The sequence below is a fragment of the Vibrio sp. YQ_11 genome, from assembly GCF_043103065.1.
Lineage (GTDB): Bacteria > Pseudomonadota > Gammaproteobacteria > Enterobacterales > Vibrionaceae > Vibrio > Vibrio parahaemolyticus.
In genome coordinates, this window is record NZ_JBICJM010000005.1 from 18,764 (window position 1) to 40,385 (window position 21,622).

Below are 21,622 nucleotides of genomic sequence, written 5' to 3' on the forward strand. Positions count from 1 at the left end.
ACCTGCTTGAAAAAACGTTTGCTTTAACCAGTGTAAACACAATCAACATCTTGCTAAATTAGCAATCTGTGCTGTTTATATGAAGTCAGACAAATATAAGCATTGGGAGAAACAGTTAGTAAGAAAAGACAAGGGTTGGCTAAGTGACGGGCATAAAAAATCCGAGTGCAAACACTCGGATTTTGTAAACATCAGAATCAGTTTAGAACTGAGGCAATCATGACTCTTCAGAGCTTGGTGCCGCAGGCTTTTTCTTAGGGATGAACACGTCATCACCCACCGATACGTTTTTGTAGAAGCTCTTGTCGCGTTTAGCTGGTTGCTTCGCCACTTTCTTCGCTTGAGGACGCGATTTTTTCGTCGTCGATTTCTTATTACGGAAATCTTTCTTAGGTGGTTTCAGACCTTTAAATTTACCTTTCAAATCTTCAAACACTGAGAATGCAAGATCTTGCTGTAGGTAAGTTTCGATACGCTTGAAGCTATCCCAGTCTTTTGGACCAACCAGGGAAATCGCATCACCTTTGTTACCCGCACGGCCAGTACGACCAACGCGGTGCACATATTCTTCTGTATGCTTTGGCATATCGAAGTTGATGACGTGAGTCACTGTTGCAATATCCAAACCACGAGAAGCGACATCAGTCGTTACCAGAATCTTAAACACCGCACGCTCAAACTGGCTCATGATGGTGTTACGTTGCGTCTGGTTCAAGTTACCACTCAGTGCAACGGCCTTCAGTTTTTTCTCGTTCAGCTTCGCGGTTAGACGTTCGGTATCGTCACGCGTTGCCGTAAAGATGATCACTTGACGGTATTCCGCTTCAGAAAGTACGCGTTCCAGAATCGCTTCTTTGTGATCAAGGTGATCACACAAGTAGAATTTTTGCGTGATATCTTTGTGTTCTTCGTTAGATACGCCAACTGCGATACGTTTTGGCGCATTCAGCATTTCAGAAGCAATATCGTTCACTTCTGCGTGGTCCAACGTTGCTGAGAACATCAACGTTTGACGGCGACGGTGTTTCGCCGCGTTATGGATACGACGTAGCTCAGGCGCAAAGCCCAAATCCAACATACGGTCTGCTTCATCAAGAATCAGCGTTTCCAAACCGTCAAGGTACAGAGAGCGGTGCTCTAGGTGGTCAGCCAAACGTCCTGGTGTTGCCACGATGAATTTCGGGTAACGACGCAGTGCTTTGACTTGATCGTTAAAGTTTTCACCACCAAGAATCAACGCTGCATCGTAAGATAGACCAGCCAGCATAGAGCGAAGTTCGCCATACACTTGTTTAGCCAACTCACGCGTTGGAGCCAGAATCACAGCACGAGGATCTTTCGCTGAAAACGATTTTGTCTTCAGTGACTTGTGAAGCATTGGCAATACAAACGCCAAAGTCTTACCCGAACCCGTTTTCGAAGATGCCAATAAATCCTTGCCTGCAATCGCAACAGGAATAGCCTGTTTTTGAATGTCAGTCGGTTTTTTAAAATCGTAGTGTTTTAGGTTCTTCAACAATCGGTTGTCTAGGCCTAGATCTTTAAATTGCAAAGTATTCTCCAATAAATCAGTCAGCGTCTGAGCGCTCTGTAATGTCGTTTCCGCTCTAACGCAGCAAAAAAATAAAGCTCGGTATAATACCGCAAATCATAGGAGTATAGATAGAGATCACACAAACTAATTCCCACGGATGAAAACAAAACATCATTTGCAGCCCAGTGAAGAAGAAGCGTCGTCTGTAACTGGCGAAAACCTTGGCTAGAATTCGAGAAAAAACACGCCCATAAAAGTGTCGAATTCACTTCGCAGAACTGAGCCGATTACAGTTATTTAGGAGTAGAAACTTTCATTTGTGTCAATATCGTCTAAATTATTGATATCAGGAACGTGGCAAAAATACCTGCTATGTGGACTGTTGTGGGAGCAATCGAAAGGATGAGTAATTACTTTTGTTAGGCTCAGGTAAAAGTTAACGTCAGGTACTCCATGAAATTCTTGGATTTTTTTGACTTTTGCTACATCATGTACTGATAAAATGTAACCACATTTAACCTCGCTACTGTATAAAAAAAGAGTTATAGGGCGAGACTTTCACTATAAGCAAGGAGTTCTTATATGAACAAAACGTTGATCGCAGCTGCAGCAACTTCAGTACTTCTACTAGCAGGTTGTGCTTCATCTGATGACGCAGCAACAGCAAACGCAGCTAAACTAGACGAACTAAGCAACCAAGTTAGCCAACTAAGCCAAGACGTACAATCTCTTCAATCTGACGTTCAAAAATCAGGTGACGCAGCAATGGCTGCTCAAGAAGAAGCAGCACGTGCTAACGAGCGTATCGATAACATCGCTCAGTCTTACACTAAGTAAGATGTTGTTCCGCGCTTTAACGCCCGTTAAGGCGCGGTTATTTCTACTGGGACCCCATTCTGAGCGGCAATAACGGCTTTCGCTTTCACATTCGTCAATCCAAATTCATTTAGCCACCAGCCCAATTCTTTCGGAACTTGTAAATGATCTTTCTCGCCATTGCTGCGAGTTAACGGTTCATGCGCTTCCACAAACACACTACGATCCGGCTCTAGTGACACTTTCACTGGCTGATTGATGATGTTTACTTTTTCACCACGACGAACCTTGTCGAACAACCATTCGATATCACTTGGGTCCATACGAATGCAACCAGCACTCACGCGCATTCCGATGCCGAAATCTTTGTTGGTACCGTGAATAAGGTACTCACCATTTCCGTAAGCTAGACGAAGTGCAAACAACCCAAGCGGGTTGTCGGGGCCTGCTGGTACAACCGCAGGTAAATCCACCCCTTTCGCTCTGTATTCGGCACGAATAGACGCAGGTGGCGTCCATGTTGGGTTCGGACGTTTTTGGCTGATGCTGGTTGTCATCACTGGTGTATCTCGCCCAATTCGGCCAATACCAACAGGGAAAACATGCACCACATCTTCGCCCTCTGGGAAGTAGTACAAACGCAGCTCTGCCAAGTTAATCACGATGCCTTGGTGAGGAACTTCAGGAAGAATAAGTTGAGATGGAATAGTAAGCACGCGCCCTTCTTGAGGAAGAAATGGATCAACGCCTTTGTTCGCTGCCATCAACGCTAGCATGCCCACGTCGTAATGCTTGGCGATGTTTGCCATGGTCTCGCCTTCTTGCACGACGTGGTTTTCAATGCGACCAATCAAACGGCTGCCGTCCTCTGGTAACTCGTACATTTTGGCGAATGACAATCCACTCACTAATGATAACGAGACAGATAACAGGGTTCGTTTTGCAAAACTCATTGATCGCTTTTTGCTAAGCATTTCACTCTATTCCTTGGCACTTTTAAAGAGCCGTAAGGTTATCTCTCTTTCAACCTTGTGATCAACCATCGGCTTGTGATATTCCAGTAAAGAAAACCCCTCCCAAGTCCATGGTTTATGGACGAACTTATTCGGCACACTCTTAATTTCTGGAACCCAATGACGCACGAACTGACCGTCGGAATCAAACTTCTCGCCTTGGCTTATTGGATTGAAGATACGGAAGTATGGTTGGCCATCACAGCCAGTCGATGCCGACCACTGCCACCCACCATTATTTGCCGCAAAGTCGCCGTCGACGAGCTTGCTCATAAAGTATTCTTCGCCCCAGCGCCAGTCGATATGTAAATCCTTGGTAAGAAAGCTTGCGACAATCATACGAAGTCGGTTGTGCATCCAGCCAGTTTGATTGAGCTGACGCATTGCCGCATCAACAATTGGATATCCAGTCGTCCCCGTTTTCCAACATTCAAAAGCTTGCTCATCGTAAGACCATTGAATTTTATCTTCCCAGTCGATGAATCCACGACCTTTGACAAGTTTAGGTTCAAACACCAATAAGTGCTGGTAGAACTCACGCCAAATGATCTCGCTCAGCCACGTTGCTTTGCCTTCTGACAAATCTGGTTGTGGATTCTCAGCATACAACCTCGCGATGCACTGTCTTGGCGACAATGCTCCGATGGCAAGATAAGGCGAGAGCTGACTCGTACCATCGATAGCGGGGAAATCTCGCTTCATCTGGTAACCATCACTACGCTCGCGTGCAAACGTCCTCAATTGCTTGAGAATGTCGTTGGTCGATGCACACCAAGCTTCGCTCGATTCCCTCGGATAAGAGAACGTAAAATCGGCATCAAAACCGTCTTGTTTTACCGCTTCTAACTGCTCACTAGGCAGTTCATTTTGTCTCTGAGGCTTGGATACCGTTGGCAAGGAAAACTTTTGCAACCATGCTCGTTTGAATGGCGTAAATACTTTGAAATACTCTCCTTGCTTGTTGAGTACGGTCGTTGGCGCATGAACGCATTTGTCGTGAAAGGCGTGAAACTCTACCCCACGATTATCCAGTGTTTGAGATACCTTTCTATCCAACTCAACTTCATTCACTTCATAATTGATGTTGACCATTACCGCTGTTGCGTTGAGCTTATCCGCCCAATCGCAAATGACTTGTGTACAGTCGTTAAAACGCGGAACTTCTTTATACAGAAGAGGAATGTTTAGCTCTGTGAGCTCTTGATGAACATGCTCAAGACGCCTAGCGATTAAATCCGCCTGCATCGGCGCCATGTGGTGCTCTTGCCACTGTTCTGGCGTTGCAATAAAACAAGCAACAACAGGTTGTCCTGTATCAAGTGCCGCCTTTAACGCCGTGTGGTCTAACGTGCGTAAATCACGCCTAAACCAAACCAGAATCATGTGGTCTCCTTACTGAATATGTGTTTGTGCAAGATGAAGTTTCTCAATAACTTCCGAACACTGCACTTGCTCAGGATAACGCGCTAACAGCGCTTTGAATGCTTCCACTTGCTTGGCAGGTAGCGCTTTATTCGAGAACACATAAACACGCTGGTAGCGTTCAATCACGTCGTGATCCACCAAGCCAGAAACGTCGTCCACCTTGTCGATTAAGGTGATGTGGTAACCTTGCTCACACAACTTCGCCGCCTGAATCCAGCTTTCCGCATCTCGACTTTGTTCAAAGCTGATCAACAGGCATTTCCCCTTAGTAGATGCTTTGTTTTCAGAATCGATCACCAATGCCAAACGCGTGATTAAACAGGTTTGGAACAATCCCATCTGCAACGAGCGCAGCGAGCCCTTAACCAAATCCAATGCTTCGAACACAGGATTGATAAACTGATCTACGACTAAGTTGAGCGGGTACTCTTTCAATACCGATGAAAGGACGCTTTCCGTTTTGCCACGATTGAGTTGCGACAACGCAGACAGTACGGTTTCCACTTCTTCAAGCGTATGGTTTTCTGCACTGATTTCTACATCCGATTGGCCGAGCAATCCTTTCACTTTGCCGATCGCAATGCCTTTGGATAACCAACCTTGAATTTCACGAATCGTATCGAGATCTTGCTGGCAATATAAGCGATGCCCTTTTTCCGTTCTTTGCGGTTGGATTAGGTTATAGCGTCTTTGCCACGCTCTCAGCGTCACAGGCTTAACGCCCGTAATCTCTGCAACATCTCGAATTGCGTATAGTTTTTCTTCTGAACTACAAACCATAGCGTAATCTCATCTCCTGCGGGTGTGGCTCTAAAAACTTCTGTTTTTGCAGATATTCATCTGGATAAGCATTTAGATAGTGTTTAATTAATGTTAGTGGCGCGAGCAATGGCAGCGTGCCAGTACGATAGTCTTGAATCACGGTCGCGAGTTCTTCTTTTTCATCTTTGTTTAGAGAGCGTTTGAAATACCCTTGAAGATGCATCAACACATTCGTGTTGTTTTTGCGACTGGCACGGTTCGATAGCGCCGTCATCAGACCTAATCGGTATTCTCGGTAAAACTCGTCAATCTCATAGCTGGCAACATCTGCGACTAAGCGCCCCAAAGATCGATACGACTCTGGATGATGCGCCATAAGCGTTAGCTTATAACGAGAATGGAAATCGATGATCTTACCGCGTGTCGGCTCACCTGCCATCGATTCATAAAAATCGTTGAGACAGTAAATGCGAGTAATGAAGTTCTCTTTAAGAACGGGATCATTTAAGCGTCCATCTTCTTCGACAGGTAACCACGGCATTTTTTCCATCAACGTTTTCGTGTAAAGACCAACCCCTTCTTTTGCAGCGTTGTTTTTGCTATACACTTTTACTCGTTCCATACCGCATGTTGGTGATTTGGCACAAACGATGTAACCACACAATTGCTCATTTTGAAGCTCGTCCACTTTATTTGCAGAGTAAGTCAGCATGTTATCTGTGTGATCATTGTCGGGATTTTTCGTTTCAACCAACGCGATGCGTTCTTCATTACTGATTAAACGAATCGTCGGGCGTGGCACCGGCATGCCGACCCCCACCTCTGGACATACAGAAACAAAGTCAAAATAATTGCTAAGCTCTTTAGTCACAAAGTTACTGACTTTATGACCAGAGTCGAAACGCACGCGTTCACCTAACACGCAAGAACTGATACCTACTTTGATTGAAGATTCCATAGCAACGCCACCCCTGTACAAAAAATTTAGTTGTATAACTTATAGCAAACCACCCTAAATTGTACAAGAAAATTAATTGTACAATTTAATCGTTTTACTTACTCCTCCGCGATTTCGATCAGCTCGATTTAAAAAATATTTATCTTTTTCTTTGGCTGTTTTGTGTGCGCAATCAACAAATCGCTCAAAAGCAAATCGATTGCCTTTTTGCTTTCAACAGATTTAGTTATCAATGGCTTGGTTAGTTTCGAAAAGGGTGGTTTTTGTGACTAACCTCTCAAGGGATCACTGTACGTCCCGATATTATTGCCTCAACGAAAACGAACAAGTTCAACAGAATTGGTAATAGCATCCTATAATAGATGCGTTTTATCAGAACAAAACTTTGGAGAGCACTTATGGCAACCCCACACATCAACGCACAACCAGGTGATTTCGCTGAAACAGTTCTAATGCCAGGCGACCCTTTGCGTGCTAAATACATTGCAGAAACTTTCCTTGAAGATGTGAAGCAAGTTTGTGACGTTCGCAACATGTTCGGCTTTACTGGCACTTACAAAGGTAAAAAAGTGTCTGTAATGGGTCACGGTATGGGTATCCCTTCATGCTGTATCTACGTACACGAGCTAATCGCTGAATACGGCGTGAAAAACGTTATCCGTGTAGGTAGCTGTGGCGCGGTACGTGACGACGTTAACCTAATGGACGTTGTTATCGGTATGGGTGCTTCTACAGACTCAAAAGTTAACCGTATCCGTTTCAACAACCACGATTTCGCTGCAATTGCTGACTTCAGCCTTCTAGAAGAAGCGGTTAAGCAAGCTCGCGCTCAAGAAGTGCCAGTGAAAGTAGGTAACGTATTCTCTGCAGACCTGTTCTACACACCAGAAGCAGACATCTTCGAGAAGATGGAAAAACTAGGCATCCTAGGTGTAGACATGGAAGCGGCAGGTATCTACGGCGTAGCTGCAGACCTAGGCGCGAAAGCTCTAACTATCCTAACGGTTTCTGACCACATCATCCGTGGCGAAAAACTAAGCTCAGAAGAGCGCCAAAAGTCGTTCAACGACATGATGAAAGTTGCACTTGAAACAGCAATCAACATCTAAGAAGTTATTAAGTAATAATTTGCAGCCAGTGCCTGACTGGCTGCCCGAATTATCCCGAGGGGGCGATTGTGTCTAACGGCGAACTGCCAAAAGACGCAGATGGGTTACAACTCAACTTTTGTAAAACATTGGCGTGTGACAACTTTGGATTGAGTGATGCAAAGCGTTACGTTCTGCAACATGCGAACCCTAAGCGTCCGGCGATGGTATGCCGTGAATGTGGAGCTTTCCCCCCCTTACTTAACAACCGCGATGTCGTGAACGAGCTTCATCGCCTCCGACACGTCCACAGTGACGGGCTACCTGCTTGTCGCAACGACGCGTGTGACAACTTCGGACTCTCTGTCCACACTCATAAACACCTCTATCACGCATTCGGTTACAGTGGCGATCGTCAACGTTACCGTTGTAAAGCGTGCCAAAGTACTTTTGTCGATAAATGGTCTGGCGCCAATAAAAAGCTGCAGTTTCAAGAAAACCTGATGGGCCTTTTGTTCACCGGTTATTCCGTGCGCGAAATTTGCCGCAAACTCAGCATCAACCCAAAAACGTTTTATGATCACGTTGACCACATCGCCAGTCGTTGTCGTCGTAAGCTCGCGACCATTGATGCTCGTTGGGTTAATCACGCCAGTCACTACGAGTTGGCTTCCAGCTACATTGCCTTGCAGCCACACAGCAATAATGGAGTGTACTGGATTGTGTCTGGTGAAGCGCACTCGGGCTACATTCTTTGCCAACACGTGAACTACTCTTCGGATGAAGAACCTATCGCGACGCTGGATCACAACCCGTACGACGAAGTTTCTCGTTTTGTCTCTCAAGAGTACACAGCGGAAGCAAGTGAGCCACCAGCGGAACCTTCTAGTCACCTTAGAGAGCGCATTGACCAAAAATACCAAACGATTTTGGCTCGTGGTAACGTCGAAGATCCGCTCGGTAACTTATCGGTATTTCATTACCCATCGAAAGGCGCGTTAGTTCGTCCTCCTTACACCTCGTACGCGCACTATTTGCATGTACTTGATATGTGTTGCCCTAACAAGCGGGTTTCGATTTACATGCCACAAGATCCCCTGCTCCGCTCTGCAGCGTTGAGCGTTTGTTTGTCTCGTATTCAAGAGAAAAACGTCGATCTGATGTATGTAGAAGAAGACGCTGGCTGGGACATGACCGCTCCGTTTGGCAAAGTGGATATTGCCTACATGAGTTGGTGGCGCGATCGCTGGGCGATCTCCAGTCAAGGCGAAAGCCACAAAGGCATTTGCTACCTTGCTGGCGATAAAAATGAACCAGAAAAGTGGTTTAACGTTGCAACAACTCGCCATGTGCAGTTCTATCAAAATCGCTTCCAGCTGTTGTTCGAAAGTTTCATTAACGAGCCACGTCGCAAATTGCGACCTGCCGGAATTTTACCTCTTTTAGATATATTCAGAGCTTGGCATAATTTGTGCTATCAGGACAAACAAGGTCTTACTGCCGCACAAAGGCTAGAAGTCACTGACGCACCTCTAACCATTAAGCAGCTCCTATCGTAACTATTTAACTCATTTAGATGTGGTAATTAGGGGCAGTGACGGTATACATTACGGCACCTGATATTTTATGATGTGGCTTTCATGCTGCACTCGTAATGAAGTACGCATCTAACCACTTATTATTTAGGTGTAAATTCCAGTTCGATAGTCATGGATGTGAACGTTGGATAAAACCCAAATTCAGCTAGAAGACGAGCTGAACTCACTCAAAGGGCAAGTGAAAACGCACCCTGAACGCACTCTTCGCCTCGCCGAGCAGTGCCGCATTCGCGCGGAACAAATACTGTTTATTGACGGTGAAATCAAAGCGTTACTCGTCATGGCGCACAGTTGTTGGTGTTTGATGGAATATCGCCAAGGGCTGAAATTCATCAAAGACGCCTACAATAAGCAAATCCAACTGGACACCGACGATCACCTTCCAGAAATTCTGCATATCTTCGCCCTTCAATACTGGGGACAAGCCAAATATTACTCGGCGCAGCAATATTGGATTAATGCCTTGGAGCAATCGGCTTTGGTCGATGACATTGAGATTCAGATTGAATCCCTGATTGGTCTTGGCAATGTTTGGCGCATCACCAACGAACACAAACTTGCCGCATCGACTCATGAGCTTGCAGTTAAAGTGGCAAATAACGTCCGAATTGCATGGTTAGAAGGTAAAGCTCGCATTCTGCTTGCTTGGGACTACTACCTCCTCAACAACTTTATTGAGATGCTAACGGTACTTGATGGCGCAACAGAAGTGCTCAAAGACCATGAAGACAGCACTTGGCAAGCCGAAATTTGGGACTTTAAAGGCTTGGCACTCCTTGGCTTAGAACGCCTAGACGCCGCGGAAGAAGCAACCCAAAAAGCGCACAAACTGGCCATTGAGCACGATCTAACGTGGATGAAAGCACACTCTTTCATCAGTCGAGCAAGACTAGAGCTACTGCGTAAAAACACGGACAGCGCAGCCGAGTTGTTGCTTGCCGCAGAAGAATCCGCGCTTAATTTCGATAACGGCGAACTGCTAAGTCAGATCTGTTTTCAGCAATCTCGCGTTGCTGAAGAGCAAGGCGATTTCGAAGCGGCATTTAATGCGTTTAAAAAATACCGCAAACATGCACTGAAAATGCTCAAAGAGCAGACCAATCGTGTCAGCATGGATAAAGCGCGCGGCTCAAAACGCCAGCTAGAACAACGTGCTCGCAAGCTCATCAATCGTATTCGCTCTCAACATGAATACGATCCCGAAAAGCAGTTTTCTAACGTCGTTTCTGAAACGTACTGGTGGGAACAACTGGTTCTATTTAAGACTGAGCTTAAACGCTCTAACCATGCGGTGATCATGATTCGCCACTCCAATCCTGCGTTTCTCGATGCTTGTACTGAACTGGTTCACTCATTAACGATGCCAAGCGATCTCATTTCACGCCTATCTAGCGATCGACTCGCTATGTTGATTGCCGAAAAAGATCAAGCCGCAGAAGAGCTCTACCGAACCGTGCATGCCATGTTAGACATTTATCCATGGGAACGACGTGGCCTCAAAGGGCCAAAACCGACATTGTATTTACAAGACATCCTGACTTTCCCATTTACTTTAGAGCAGTTGGAAGAAAGCTATATTGAGGTAATGAAGAATGGAACTACTGCTTAGCAAAGTCACTGACGCAGGCATCGATCCTTCTTCTGTTTCTGGGGAAGAAGCCATCACGCTTTGGGAACATATCGGTCGACACATTGCGTCCACCAGCCGTGAAAAAGCACATTGCCTAATTATCAGCGCAGAATACCGCCGCGAAATCAAACAGCTTTGTGACAGTATCGAAGAGCTCAGACAAGCATTAGAGCTGCTCTCATTACCTGAGGATGTCGAAGATATACTGTCGGTCAAAGCAAGTTTAAGCGAACGCTTAGTTGAAGTTGGTGATTACAACTCTGCCCTCACCGAGTACATCGCCTCCACCAACATCGCAGTGGAATACGGTTTTATCGACGAATACGTTTTAGCGATCATTGGCATGGGCAACTTGTGTGATGCTTATGGCGATCACAACCGTGCTCTACGTTACTACCAAAAGATCGACGCGATTGATCACGCCATCAGCAGTCGCTCACTTCGTTTGCGTTACAAACTGTATATGCTCGCCTGTTACATCAGTCTAAAACGCGTGGCCGAAGCCAGCGAATTATTGGGTGAATGTGAAGAGCTCAGCATCCTAGTAAGCGACAAAAACCTCGCCGCTCAAACGCATTTGTATCGCGCTAAATTACATCGTCTGCAAGAAGAGTATTCCGAAGCGCTGCTCTCCATATCCAGCATTAAGTACACCACCGGAAGTGCGACCACCTATTGGCTCTCAACCATGGTCAAAATTGAAACGGCCTATTGCTTGAATGGTGTTGGCCACACTTCGTTGGCTAATTTGCTGTTGGAGTCCATTGGGAAGCGAATTAAAAAGCATTCTTCGCCAATTCTGGCGAAACGTTTTTACAACGCAATGAGCAAAGTCAGTGCGTCACAAGGGCAGTTTCAGCAAGCTTTAAGCTGTGAGAAACGCGCTTTTCGTATTGAATCAGACTTAATAAAACACATCCCAATCAGCGAATTGGGCGCGGCTCAACTGCGTCGATTGTCTCGCTTTGAATTGCAGTTAAAGCTCATTCTGTCTGAGATTGAAAACAAAGAGCTTAAAGAGACGACCAAACAACACAAAAATACCGTAGCTCAGTTACAACAAGACGTATTTACCGATCCCCTTACCTCGTTGCACAACCGCCGCTGGTTAGAGGTAAAACTGAAAGACATGTTGCTGCACGACACTCCATTCGCATTGATGGTCATCGACATCGATCACTTCAAATCCATCAATGACGAACTGAGCCATTTGGTGGGTGACAAAGCGATCAAAAGTGTGTCACAGGAGCTGGCAGCCTACTTCAAATTTAAAGGTGCATCGTGCGTGCGATTTGGTGGTGAAGAGTTCCTTGTAATTCTTGAGAACAGCCAATTAGAACGCGCAGAAATGCACGCTGAAAACTACCGCGAGCGTATTTTTAAATATGCATGGCGAGACATTCTTGGCGAACGCGGCCTAACCGTTTCCATCGGTATTACACTCCATCGCGAAGGGGAAAACACTCAGCGCACCTTCTACCGCGCCGATAAAGCCTTGTATCGTGCCAAAGCCAATGGCCGAAACCAAGTCTGTACCGAACTTTAAGCCACGCCCCAGTTGAAATCTGGGGCTTTATCATGCTTTTTATCAGCCCTACCCGAACCTATTCACTTTTTGTTTAAACCTGTACTCAATCTCGCCTAACTTGCCTACAACTATCAGTACGTACTTATATCGCATAAACATAATTCGCACATAAAAACCGCTTGATTCATCTATAGTTAAGACAAATACTTAAACCGTTAATTTACGTAAGTTTTTCCAATTCGCAACAAGCACAGGTAAGTAAGATGTTTCTAGACTATTTTGCACTTGGGTTACTCATCTTCGTTGCTTTAGTTATCTTCTACGGAATCATTGTTATCCATGACATCCCGTATGAAATTGCTAAAGAGCGTGAACACCCGCACCAAGACGCAATCCACTACGCAGGTTGGGTCAGCCTGTTCACACTGCACGCACTTTGGCCATTCCTTTGGATATGGGCAACATTGTGGCGCAAAGAGCGTGGTTGGGGTTTCAAACAACTTGAGCAAGAAACACACGACATTCATCACCGTCTTGAAGAACTCATCGACGAAGTCAACGCACTCAAAAACGAAGTATCGATGTTGAAACAACAAAAGATTCAGCAAAAGCCTTTGACTGAACAAAGTAAAGAGGACGAATAATGGATTTATTGCTGATTCTGACTTACGCAGCTCTTTGTATCGCCATTTTTAAAATCTTCAATATTCCTCTAAACAAATGGACGGTCCCGACAGCCGTACTTGGTGGTGTAGTGTTGGTGGGCACACTTGTGCTGCTTATGAACTACAACCACCCATTTACTCAGTTAGGTAACCAAGTGTTCCCAACTACGCCTATCGTCTCTGGTGTACGAGGCCGCGTTGTGGAAGTGCCAGTTCAAGCGAACCAACCGCTCAAAACTGGCGATATTCTTTTCAAAATAGACCCTGTGCCATTTGAAGCGGAGGTCGCTCGCCTTGAAGCGAAAGTCAAAGAAGCAAGCCAAGGTGCGTTGGGTTTAGAGTCTGATCTAAGAGAAGCAGAAGCTGCAGTTTTAAAAGCACAAGCTGATAGAGATAAAGCGCAAAGAGAGTTTAGCCGATATCAAAGAGGCTTTGATCGCGGCGCGTTTACTGAACAAGATTTAGATACTCGACGCCAAGCGTATAAAGCGGCAGAAGCCATGCTAGACGTTGCGATTTTGCAACAAGAACAAGCGCAAATCGCTCTGGACTCTGAAATTGGTGGTGAAAACACTCAAGTCGCGCAACTTCTCGCAGAGCTGCGTAAAGCAGAGTTTAACCTAGAACAAACTATCGTTCGTGCGCCAACCGATGGTTACGTTACGCAATTGGCTTTGCGTCCTGGCGTGATGGCTGTGCCGTTACCGCTTGCTCCTGCAATGACCTTCGTACATACCGAAGACATTACGTACACCGCAGCGTTCAGACAAAACTCGCTACAACGTTTGAAGCCGGGCTTTGAAGCAGAATTTATGTTCCGCGCAATTCCGGGCAAAGTGTTCCGTGGCGAAGTCATTGACGTGATTCCGGCCATTGGTGAAAGTCAAATTCAAGCCAGAGGTGCTCTACTAGGTACCGATGCCTTGCGCACGAGCGGACGTGTATTTGCGAAGCTAAAAATCACGGACGATTTGAGCGAATACCACCTGCCAATGGGTACTGCGGTTGAAGTCGCAGTTTACTCAGACAGCTTTACTCACGTATCAGTAATGCGCAAAGTGCTTATTCGCATGAAGAGCTGGCAGAACTATTTGTACCTAGACCATTAATGAACTGCTAGCTCATTCATTTATCGATGAAAATAGCATCAAAAAGTGTAATCGGGGGCTGACAATCAGCCTCCGATTTCATTCTAGCCATCCAGACAGATAGCATTCCCACTTTTATCAATATTCTGTATAATGCGCGCCTTATTTTTAATGCTTGCTAAAAAACAAAGCCAGTCAAAGGGATACGTGAATCAAATCACACATTTCCTGAAGAAAAATAGAGCAAACAATAAGCAGCTTGGTTGTTTTGGATATATGTTACACAATCAAATAACCAATGCTTTCCAACAATATAAATGAACGTTCTTTAAAATCGACAATTGAACTGAGGTTATCTATGAATCTTTCTGCTAAAACCGTTGTGGTTATTGCAATTGGTGCTGCACTTTACGGCATCGGTGGCTTACCTATGTTTGGCATCCCTGTGTTTGCAAACACAACGCTAAAACCAGCAATGGCAGTATTAGCATTGTTCTCAGTACTATTTGGCCCACTTGTTGGCTTTTTGGTTGGTTTTATTGGCCACTGGGTCACCGACCTATTTGCAGGTTGGGGCGTATGGCTCACTTGGGTACTTGGTTCAGGTATTGTTGGTTTGATTATCGGTCTATTCCCCTCTCTAACGCGCTACCGTTTGGAGAAAGGTGATTTCAATATGAAAGACTTCGCGTTATTCGTGGTACTTGCACTATTAGGCAACGTATTTGGTTACGGTTGCTCTGCATTCCTCGACACGATTTTGTACGCAGAACCGTTCACTAAAGTGTTTACCCAGCTTTCTATTATCGCGATCGGTAACACCATTCTTATTGCTATTGTTGGCTTCTTCATTCTTAAGTCTGTCGCTAAACGTAACAAGCAAAGCCGTAACTTAACAGAGGCTTAATGTCGAATGACAATCGAATTTTCTAACTTCTCTTTTAGATATGAGTCGCTGGACAAACCGACGCTAAAAAATATCAATCTAAGGATAGAGAAAGGAGAGAAAATCGTCATTATTGGTCCAAGTGGTAGTGGTAAATCTACCCTTGGGCAATGTCTTAACGGACTGATCCCACACGCAATCAAAGGGGAAACCAGTGGAACATTGACCATCAATGGTCAAGACACCGCCCCTTTCGACATGCACCAATACACTGAGCAAGTTGGCACCGTACTGCAAGATACGGACAGCCAATTTGTCGGCTTGAGCATTGGCGAAGACATCGCATTTGCGCTGGAAAACCAGCTAACTTCTAACATCGACATGTACCCATTGGTCAAAGCCACGGCCAAAATGGTCGACTTGGAACAGATGTTAGATCGCTCTCCCCACGATTTATCTGGCGGGCAGAAACAGCGTGTTTCTTTGGCAGGCATTCTCGTCGATGACGTCGATATCCTTTTGTTTGATGAACCTCTAGCTGCGCTTGACCCTAAAACGGGTAAAAAAACCATCGAGATCATCGATGATCTACACCGCGAAACGGGCAAAACCATCGTAATCATTGAGCATCGTCTTGAGGACGTTCTGCATCGCTCAGTTGACCGTATTATCTTGATGGAAAGCGGCGAAATCATTGCCGATACAACGCCAGATGAAATTTTAGCGTCGCCTCTGCTAGAAGATTACGGCATCCGCGAACCGCTTTATATTTCGGCTCTGAAAGAAGCAGGCTGCGCGATTGAGGGCGATGCAAAACCTTCTAGCTTAACTACCTTACCGTTGGAGCAATATAAACCAGCAGTACAAGCATGGTTTGATGGTTCAACAGTACAACCACCTAAAACGCCAGCCGAGACTTTGCTTGAAGTCCGTGGCCTCACCTATTCTTACGACGGTGAGAAAAACGCGCTAGAAGACGTGAGTTTTGACATCAAGCGTGGCGAGTTTGTCTCTGTACTTGGCAAAAATGGCTCGGGTAAATCGACCATCACCAAACTGATTATGGGCGTTATTGAAGCGGATAGCGGCTCAATGAGCATGAATGGTCAAGATCTAAACGAACTGACCATCTTCGAGCGCAGCCAGAAAGTGGGCGTGGTGATGCAAAACCCGAATCACATGATTTCCCATCACATGATTTTCGACGAAGTGGCCTTCGGCCTCCGTAATCGTGGCGTTGAAGAGAAACAAATCGAAGCTAAGGTACTTGAAGTCCTTGAGCTGTGCGGTTTGAGCAAATACCGTCACTGGCCAATCGAAGCATTGAGCTACGGCCAGAAAAAGCGCGTAACCATTGCGTCAATTTTGGTCTTGGAGCCAGAGCTTCTGATCCTTGATGAACCGACGGCAGGTCAGGACTACCGGAACTACACATCTATGCTGAGTTTCATCGAAAAGCTCAATCGCGAGTTGGGCGTAACCGTGATGATCATCTCTCATGACATGCATTTAGTGCTGGAATACACCACGCGCTCTATCGTGATTGCAGACAGTAAATTAGTCGCTGATGCACCAATGACGCGGGTATTCAGCAGTCCAGAGCTACTAGACCAAGCGAACCTCACCACAACAAGTCTGTTTGAGTTGGCTACGAAAGTTGGCATCGAAGACACCAATGGCTTTATGCAGCATTTTATCAATGTAGAAAAAGCGCACCGCCAACAAAAAAGCGGCGAAGTAAACCAACCAGAGAAAGCAGTGGCATGAAAGACAATAAGATGAAGTTTGGTATCAACTACATCGATACCCAATCGCCACTTCATAAGTTGAATGGCATTACTAAGTTCTTGCTTTTCATTGCTTGGGTAACGGTGGTGTTGACCACATTTGACTTGCGAATCATCGCGCTGTTGATCGGGCTTGGTTTAGGCTTACTGAAAATGACCAAAGTGCCATTTCATGTCTACAAACCGCTTTTACTGGGTACAGGCACGGTATTGCTGATCAATGCCCTGTTTATGTTCGCGTTAGCGCCACAACAAGGTACTGAGTTCATGGGCTCATCAACGGTTTTACTCTCGTTACCCGGTAATTACTCGCTCACACAAGAGACGTTGTTTTACTTAGTAACAGTGACGTTGAAATACTTCAGCATGTTCCCAATCGCGTTGGTGTTTGTATTTACCACTCACCCGACGGAGTTTTCAGCCAGCTTGAACCGCTTAGGTGTGCCTTACAAAATCGCCTATGCCGTGAGCTTAACGCTGCGCTACTTGCCAGAAGTGAAAAAGGACTTTGTTAACATCATGCACGCGCAACAAGCACGCGGAGTAGAACTGAGTAAGAAGGCTCCGTTGTTCACTCGTATGAAGAACGTGGCGAAGATTCTTGGCCCTCTGATTTTCTCTAGTTTGGACAGAGCCGACCAAATCTCAAACGCGATGACGTTGCGTGGCTTCGGCCGTCACTCATCTCGCACCTGGTACAGCCTAAAACCCCTGACCAAAGCCGATATGATCTGCATGGCGGGGATTGCGGTGATAGTGATTGCTGCTATCAGCAAGCGTGTTCTGGACACACAACTGTTCTGGTATCCGTTTTAACGCGAGATAATCATAAAAATGGGATGCCGATGCATCCCATTTTTCTATCCAGATTATGGCTTAGTCTTTTGAGTAGTGGGCACTAACTCCACCTTAACAATCGCGTTTCGTTCCCCTCTTCCGGCTTCGCTGGAATATTGAGTGACAACAACAAGCTAACGGCGGCCATACCCGCTCCGATGTAGAAAACGCTAGAAGGCGACACTAACCAAATCATCCCGAATGTAACGGGAATCACCACCGCTGCGATGTGGTTGATGGTAAACGCAACGCCAGCGGTCGATGCCATATCGGCCGGATCAGCAATCTTCTGGAAGTACGTTTTAATCGCCAAGGCAAGCGCAAAGAACAAGTGGTCGACAACATACAGCGCCGCAGCCCATTCCGCCGTTTGCACCAAACCATAGCCTACAAAGACGAAAATCAAACCGACGTATTCAAACGTTAATGCCTTACGCTCACCGACAACACCGATAAAACGGCCAATGCGCTTGGCAAATAAAAAGTTAAACAGGTAGTTGATCAAAAACAGTAAGGTAATGTCTGCGGCAGAGTAGCCAAACTTCTCTACCATCAGGAAGCCCGCAAATACAGTGAAAATCTGTCGACGCGCACCACTCATAAAAGTGAGCGCGTAATACAACCAGTAGCGTTTACGCAGTACGAGTTTCTTATTTTGTGGCACTGCTGTTTTGAACTGAGGAAACGCCAGTGCCATCACGATGATCAACACAAAGCCAACGCCACCCGCCAGCAAATACACGGTTTTGAAATCAAATTTAAGCTGCTCTAGCAAAATCCAAATCGCGCCGTAGGTAAACAGCGAAGCCAGCGCGCCGACCGAGATAAACTTGCCTAGCATTTCTGGCGCTTCTTCTTTCGATAGCCATTGCAAAGACAGGGACTGCTTCAATGTTTCAAAGTAGTGAAAACCAGTGGACATCAACAAGGTCGTAAAAAGTAAACCGTACAAAGTGGGAAAGTAACCTGTTAATGCTGTACCAAGCGTTAGCATCGCTAAAGACACCAACATGAATCGTTGTTCGCGGATAAACAACAACACAAACACGGCGGTAAAGGCTAAAAAGCCCGGTATCTCACGCACGCTTTGTAATAAGCCAATGTCCGCCCCATCAAAGTTCGCTTTTTCAATAACAAAGTTATTCAGCAAAGCCATCCAGGTAGAAAAGGCAATGGGCACAATAATCGAGATCAACATAAGGAAATTTTGCGGCGTTCTCCAGCCGTGAGAAGAGGTATTCATGATGCATCCTTTAGATATGAAGTCATCATCATAGCTTTAAATGTAACAAATTCGCAATATCATTATTATTTATGGTCACATACGCACTGTTGCGATTCTAAGTGCACTGAGGATATGACCAATACAGAAAACATCGCGCCCAATGATGAAAGTGAGCGCGATGTGTAAAAGGCAAGAAAAAGGTTGATGAGTGGCTTATCGACTTAGTCGATGTTTTTCACATTAAGGCGATTTTTGAACTCAAACACATGTTCTGGACAAACATCCAAACAGCGGCCACAACTTATGCAGTTTTGATCCATAACTCGACGATCTCCCTCTTTCAAAGGCTGCCGAAGCACTTCTGGTTCTGGGCAAACGTAAAAGCAATCCATGCATTTCGTGCAATCTTCGCGGCGAACAGCAGTAACACGCAACAGGCTTTTTCGGCCTATCACGCCATAGGTAGCTCCCAGTGGACATAAGTGCCCACACCACCCATGCTCAACTAAGAGTAAATCCAGTACGAACACCAGTGCGATCAGCACCCAACCTGCGCCCATACCAAACACCAATCCGCGATGCAGTGCCGCCACTGGATCTAACCATGTCCAAAGAATCGCGCCAGACAGCGCGCTGCCCAACATCAAAACAGGGATCAGCCAATAGCGAATAGCAGGAGACCAACGATAGCTCGCTTTAATGTTGAACTTTCTGCGCAGCCACGCCGCTAAGTCCGTCACGATGTTCAACGGGCATACCCAAGCACAAAATGCGCGCGGTGCTAAAATCGCGTAGAACACCACGACAATCACTACGCCTAACAACGCATTAAACTCCGGGATATGCCCTGTCGCCAAAGCTTGAAGCACTATTAACGGGTCACTTAAAGGGACCGTATCGAGCAACATACTCGATGAGAGGTTACCGGTTAGAACCCCTAATGTCGGCCCTGCCATAAACAGCGCAATAATGGTGAGCTGACATAGCCGACGTAAAACCAGAAACCGATGCGCGCGCCACCAACCAAGCTTTTCAATCGCCTCTTTGCCAGCATTTTGAGCTAAGTTCTTTGCCATTACTTACCTCCTTTTAGCGATTCAAGCGCACCTTCCGGTACAGGCGTCTCACTGGGGAGGATATTTTCGAGTGGTTTGTCGATCTCTTTCCAACCAAAATTGTAATGGCTGCCCACTTTGCCTTTCGCCAAATCCGTCGGGACAACTTTAATAGCAGCGACATCCAACACGCACGCTTGTTCGCACTTACCGCACCCAGTACACACTTCTGAATTCACTGTAGGGATAAGTTTGGCGTGATAGCCAGTTCGGTCGTTGTGAACCATCTCTAATGTGATGGCTTCATCAATTAGCGGACAAACGCGATAACAAACGTCGCATCGCAGCCCTTGCCAGTTAAGGCAAGTTTCATGGTCAATAAGAACCGCTGTGCCCATTCGAGCATCATCAATATCGGTTAACTTCGGATCCAGCGCCCCACTAGGGCAAGCCACCACACAAGGAATGTCTTCGCACATTTCGCAGGGAATATCGCGCGCAGTAAAGTAAGGAGAACCAGTGGCTACAGGAGAAAGTAATGTCGCGAGTTTCAATGTGTCGTAAGGGCATGCTTGAACACACAAGCCACATCGAATACAGGCTGATTCGAAATCGCCTTCTGGCAAAGCACCGGGTGGGCGAATAGGCACACCTTTGGTTTCTCGAGCTTGGCTTTGCAGCGATTGTAAGCCCAACACACACGCCGCTGCGCCAACGCCTGCCGCAGTTCGGACAGTATCACGCAAAAATCGGCGCCGACTTTGCGATGTTTTAGACTGAGAGGATTTCATGCTATTTCCTCAACGAAACTCCTTTATCAAGTTAAGCATAAATAACGCTAAACGCACCTCTTCCCCATACCTCATAAGAGGTAACTCCACCCTCAATTGATTCAAGTCAACTGATGTACAGTGCCGTCGTCACAGTTTGAATAATTCCATTTATTTCCTCCAACATGAAATTCACCACGATACTCTGCCGTGCACGCCATTTTCAGTACAATAATTCAACACCTTTGCAATCTATTCGCTAAATTCGAAGATAAATGACTACTAAAATTTAGAGAAACATAGCTATAACAACCTAATTTAAAAGGTGTTTATCTCTCAAACTTCAAAAAATACTATCCAAAATAAGGAACTGTGGTTAGATTGAAAATTAATACTAAAAAGCGAAGGAGAGAAGCATGGAAATTATCGTACGTCCAACGACCGTTGAAGACGCAGCGGCACTCGTAGAAATCTATTCACAACCAAAAGCACAACGTGAAACCCTGCAACTCCCAAAACCTTCGCTCGCAATGTGGGTAGAACGATTGTCAAATATGCCCGCTGGTGTTTACAGCTACGTCGCTGAAATCGAGGGTAAAGTAGTGGGTAACATTGGCTTTCATCACTCGCAGCGCCCAAGAACGGCGCACACGGCCGCGTTTGGTATTGGCGTTCACGACCAGTTTCACGGCCTAGGCGTGGGAAGTAAGTTGATTGAAACCATCACCGAGTTGGCGGATAACTGGTTGAATGTAAGACGCATTCAGTTAGAAGTGAATGCCGACAACGAGGCCGCGATTGGCCTGTACAAAAAGCATGGTTTTGAAATTGAAGGAGAGGCGATTGATGCCTCCTTCCGAGATGGCGAGTTCATCAATACCTATTACATGGCACGTATCAGACCAAGTAAAAAATAAAGAAAAGCCTCCTACTAGTTGGAGGCTTTTCTTTTTAAAC

Annotated in this window: 19 protein-coding genes; 11 read left to right on the forward strand and 8 right to left on the reverse strand. The window is 45.8% G+C overall.

Annotation, left to right across the window (positions count from 1 at the left end; translation table 11 throughout):
• Positions 1–217: 217 nt before the first annotated feature.
• A complete protein-coding gene (locus tag ACF8EG_RS00605) occupies positions 218–1,564 on the reverse strand; it encodes a DEAD/DEAH box helicase (protein ID WP_069505702.1) in 1,347 nt (448 codons plus the stop codon).
• A gap of 552 nt (positions 1,565–2,116) precedes the next feature.
• On the opposite strand from ACF8EG_RS00605, the gene ACF8EG_RS00610 reads away from it, so the two are divergent.
• The gene (locus ACF8EG_RS00610; RefSeq protein WP_005462467.1) at positions 2,117–2,371 is read left to right on the forward strand and encodes an Lpp/OprI family alanine-zipper lipoprotein; all 255 of its coding nucleotides are present in this window, start codon (positions 2,117–2,119) and stop codon (positions 2,369–2,371) included.
• Between the two features lie 26 nt (positions 2,372–2,397).
• Here ACF8EG_RS00610 and ACF8EG_RS00615 read toward each other — a convergent pair whose 3' ends face one another.
• From ACF8EG_RS00615 to ACF8EG_RS00630, 4 genes are read right to left on the reverse strand one after another with little or no spacing between them, the layout of a single operon-like run.
• Positions 2,398–3,324 carry a L,D-transpeptidase family protein gene (locus ACF8EG_RS00615; RefSeq protein WP_025535247.1) on the reverse strand — a complete coding sequence of 309 codons (927 nt, stop codon included), beginning with the start codon at positions 3,322–3,324 and terminating at the stop codon, positions 2,398–2,400.
• A 6-nt stretch (positions 3,325–3,330) separates the two neighbouring features.
• Complete coding sequence (gene phrB, locus ACF8EG_RS00620; protein WP_069489762.1) at positions 3,331–4,746, reverse strand: deoxyribodipyrimidine photo-lyase; 1,416 nt, start codon at positions 4,744–4,746, stop codon at positions 3,331–3,333.
• A 9-nt stretch (positions 4,747–4,755) separates the two neighbouring features.
• The gene (locus ACF8EG_RS00625; protein WP_069505700.1) at positions 4,756–5,568 is read right to left on the reverse strand and encodes a MerR family transcriptional regulator; all 813 of its coding nucleotides are present in this window, start codon (positions 5,566–5,568) and stop codon (positions 4,756–4,758) included.
• Complete coding sequence (locus tag ACF8EG_RS00630; RefSeq protein ID WP_015313567.1) at positions 5,558–6,508, reverse strand: DUF523 and DUF1722 domain-containing protein; 951 nt, start codon at positions 6,506–6,508, stop codon at positions 5,558–5,560. The genes ACF8EG_RS00625 and ACF8EG_RS00630 overlap by 11 nt, the downstream gene beginning before the upstream one ends.
• Before the next feature lie 398 nt (positions 6,509–6,906).
• On the opposite strand from ACF8EG_RS00630, the gene deoD reads away from it, so the two are divergent.
• From deoD to ACF8EG_RS00675, 9 genes are all read left to right on the forward strand, one after another.
• Positions 6,907–7,617, forward strand: coding sequence for a purine-nucleoside phosphorylase (gene deoD / locus ACF8EG_RS00635; RefSeq protein WP_005462930.1), 711 nt, complete (start codon positions 6,907–6,909; stop codon positions 7,615–7,617).
• A gap of 68 nt (positions 7,618–7,685) precedes the next feature.
• A complete protein-coding gene (locus ACF8EG_RS00640; RefSeq protein WP_053317708.1) occupies positions 7,686–9,155 on the forward strand; it encodes a lactate dehydrogenase in 1,470 nt (489 codons plus the stop codon).
• 163 nt (positions 9,156–9,318) lie between these two features.
• Positions 9,319–10,803, forward strand: a complete 1,485-nt coding sequence (locus ACF8EG_RS00645; protein WP_069505698.1) for a hypothetical protein — start codon at positions 9,319–9,321, stop codon at positions 10,801–10,803.
• A complete protein-coding gene (locus ACF8EG_RS00650; protein WP_005478159.1) occupies positions 10,787–12,370 on the forward strand; it encodes a GGDEF domain-containing protein in 1,584 nt (527 codons plus the stop codon). The genes ACF8EG_RS00645 and ACF8EG_RS00650 overlap by 17 nt, the downstream gene beginning before the upstream one ends.
• Before the next feature lie 245 nt (positions 12,371–12,615).
• The gene (locus tag ACF8EG_RS00655; RefSeq protein WP_025622344.1) at positions 12,616–12,996 is read left to right on the forward strand and encodes a DUF3302 domain-containing protein; all 381 of its coding nucleotides are present in this window, start codon (positions 12,616–12,618) and stop codon (positions 12,994–12,996) included.
• Complete coding sequence (locus ACF8EG_RS00660) at positions 12,996–14,126, forward strand: HlyD family secretion protein (RefSeq protein WP_005478401.1); 1,131 nt, start codon at positions 12,996–12,998, stop codon at positions 14,124–14,126. The genes ACF8EG_RS00655 and ACF8EG_RS00660 overlap by 1 nt, the downstream gene beginning before the upstream one ends.
• Before the next feature lie 337 nt (positions 14,127–14,463).
• Positions 14,464–15,012 (forward strand): ECF-type riboflavin transporter substrate-binding protein, encoded by a 549-nt coding sequence (locus ACF8EG_RS00665; protein ID WP_005375133.1) that lies wholly within the window; start codon positions 14,464–14,466, stop codon positions 15,010–15,012.
• 6 nt (positions 15,013–15,018) lie between these two features.
• Positions 15,019–16,758, forward strand: a complete 1,740-nt coding sequence (locus ACF8EG_RS00670; RefSeq protein ID WP_042764506.1) for an ABC transporter ATP-binding protein — start codon at positions 15,019–15,021, stop codon at positions 16,756–16,758.
• The gene (locus ACF8EG_RS00675) at positions 16,755–17,594 is read left to right on the forward strand and encodes an energy-coupling factor transporter transmembrane protein EcfT (RefSeq protein ID WP_029844395.1); all 840 of its coding nucleotides are present in this window, start codon (positions 16,755–16,757) and stop codon (positions 17,592–17,594) included. The genes ACF8EG_RS00670 and ACF8EG_RS00675 overlap by 4 nt, the downstream gene beginning before the upstream one ends.
• 82 nt (positions 17,595–17,676) lie before the next feature.
• Here ACF8EG_RS00675 and ACF8EG_RS00680 read toward each other — a convergent pair whose 3' ends face one another.
• From ACF8EG_RS00680 to napG, 3 genes are all read right to left on the reverse strand, one after another.
• Positions 17,677–18,858, reverse strand: a complete 1,182-nt coding sequence (locus tag ACF8EG_RS00680) for an MFS transporter (RefSeq protein WP_069505696.1) — start codon at positions 18,856–18,858, stop codon at positions 17,677–17,679.
• A gap of 203 nt (positions 18,859–19,061) precedes the next feature.
• On the reverse strand, positions 19,062–19,916 hold the full coding sequence (gene napH / locus ACF8EG_RS00685) for a quinol dehydrogenase ferredoxin subunit NapH (RefSeq protein WP_025541390.1): 855 nt from the start codon (positions 19,914–19,916) through the stop codon (positions 19,062–19,064).
• Positions 19,916–20,686, reverse strand: coding sequence for a ferredoxin-type protein NapG (gene napG / locus ACF8EG_RS00690; protein WP_015313573.1), 771 nt, complete (start codon positions 20,684–20,686; stop codon positions 19,916–19,918). Before napG ends, napH begins: the two co-directional genes overlap by 1 nt.
• A 395-nt stretch (positions 20,687–21,081) precedes the next feature.
• Between napG and ACF8EG_RS00695 the strand changes: the two genes are divergently transcribed.
• Entirely contained in the window at positions 21,082–21,582 is a 501-nt protein-coding gene (locus ACF8EG_RS00695) for a GNAT family N-acetyltransferase (protein WP_031429460.1), read from the forward strand.
• Positions 21,583–21,622: the final 40 nt, after the last annotated feature.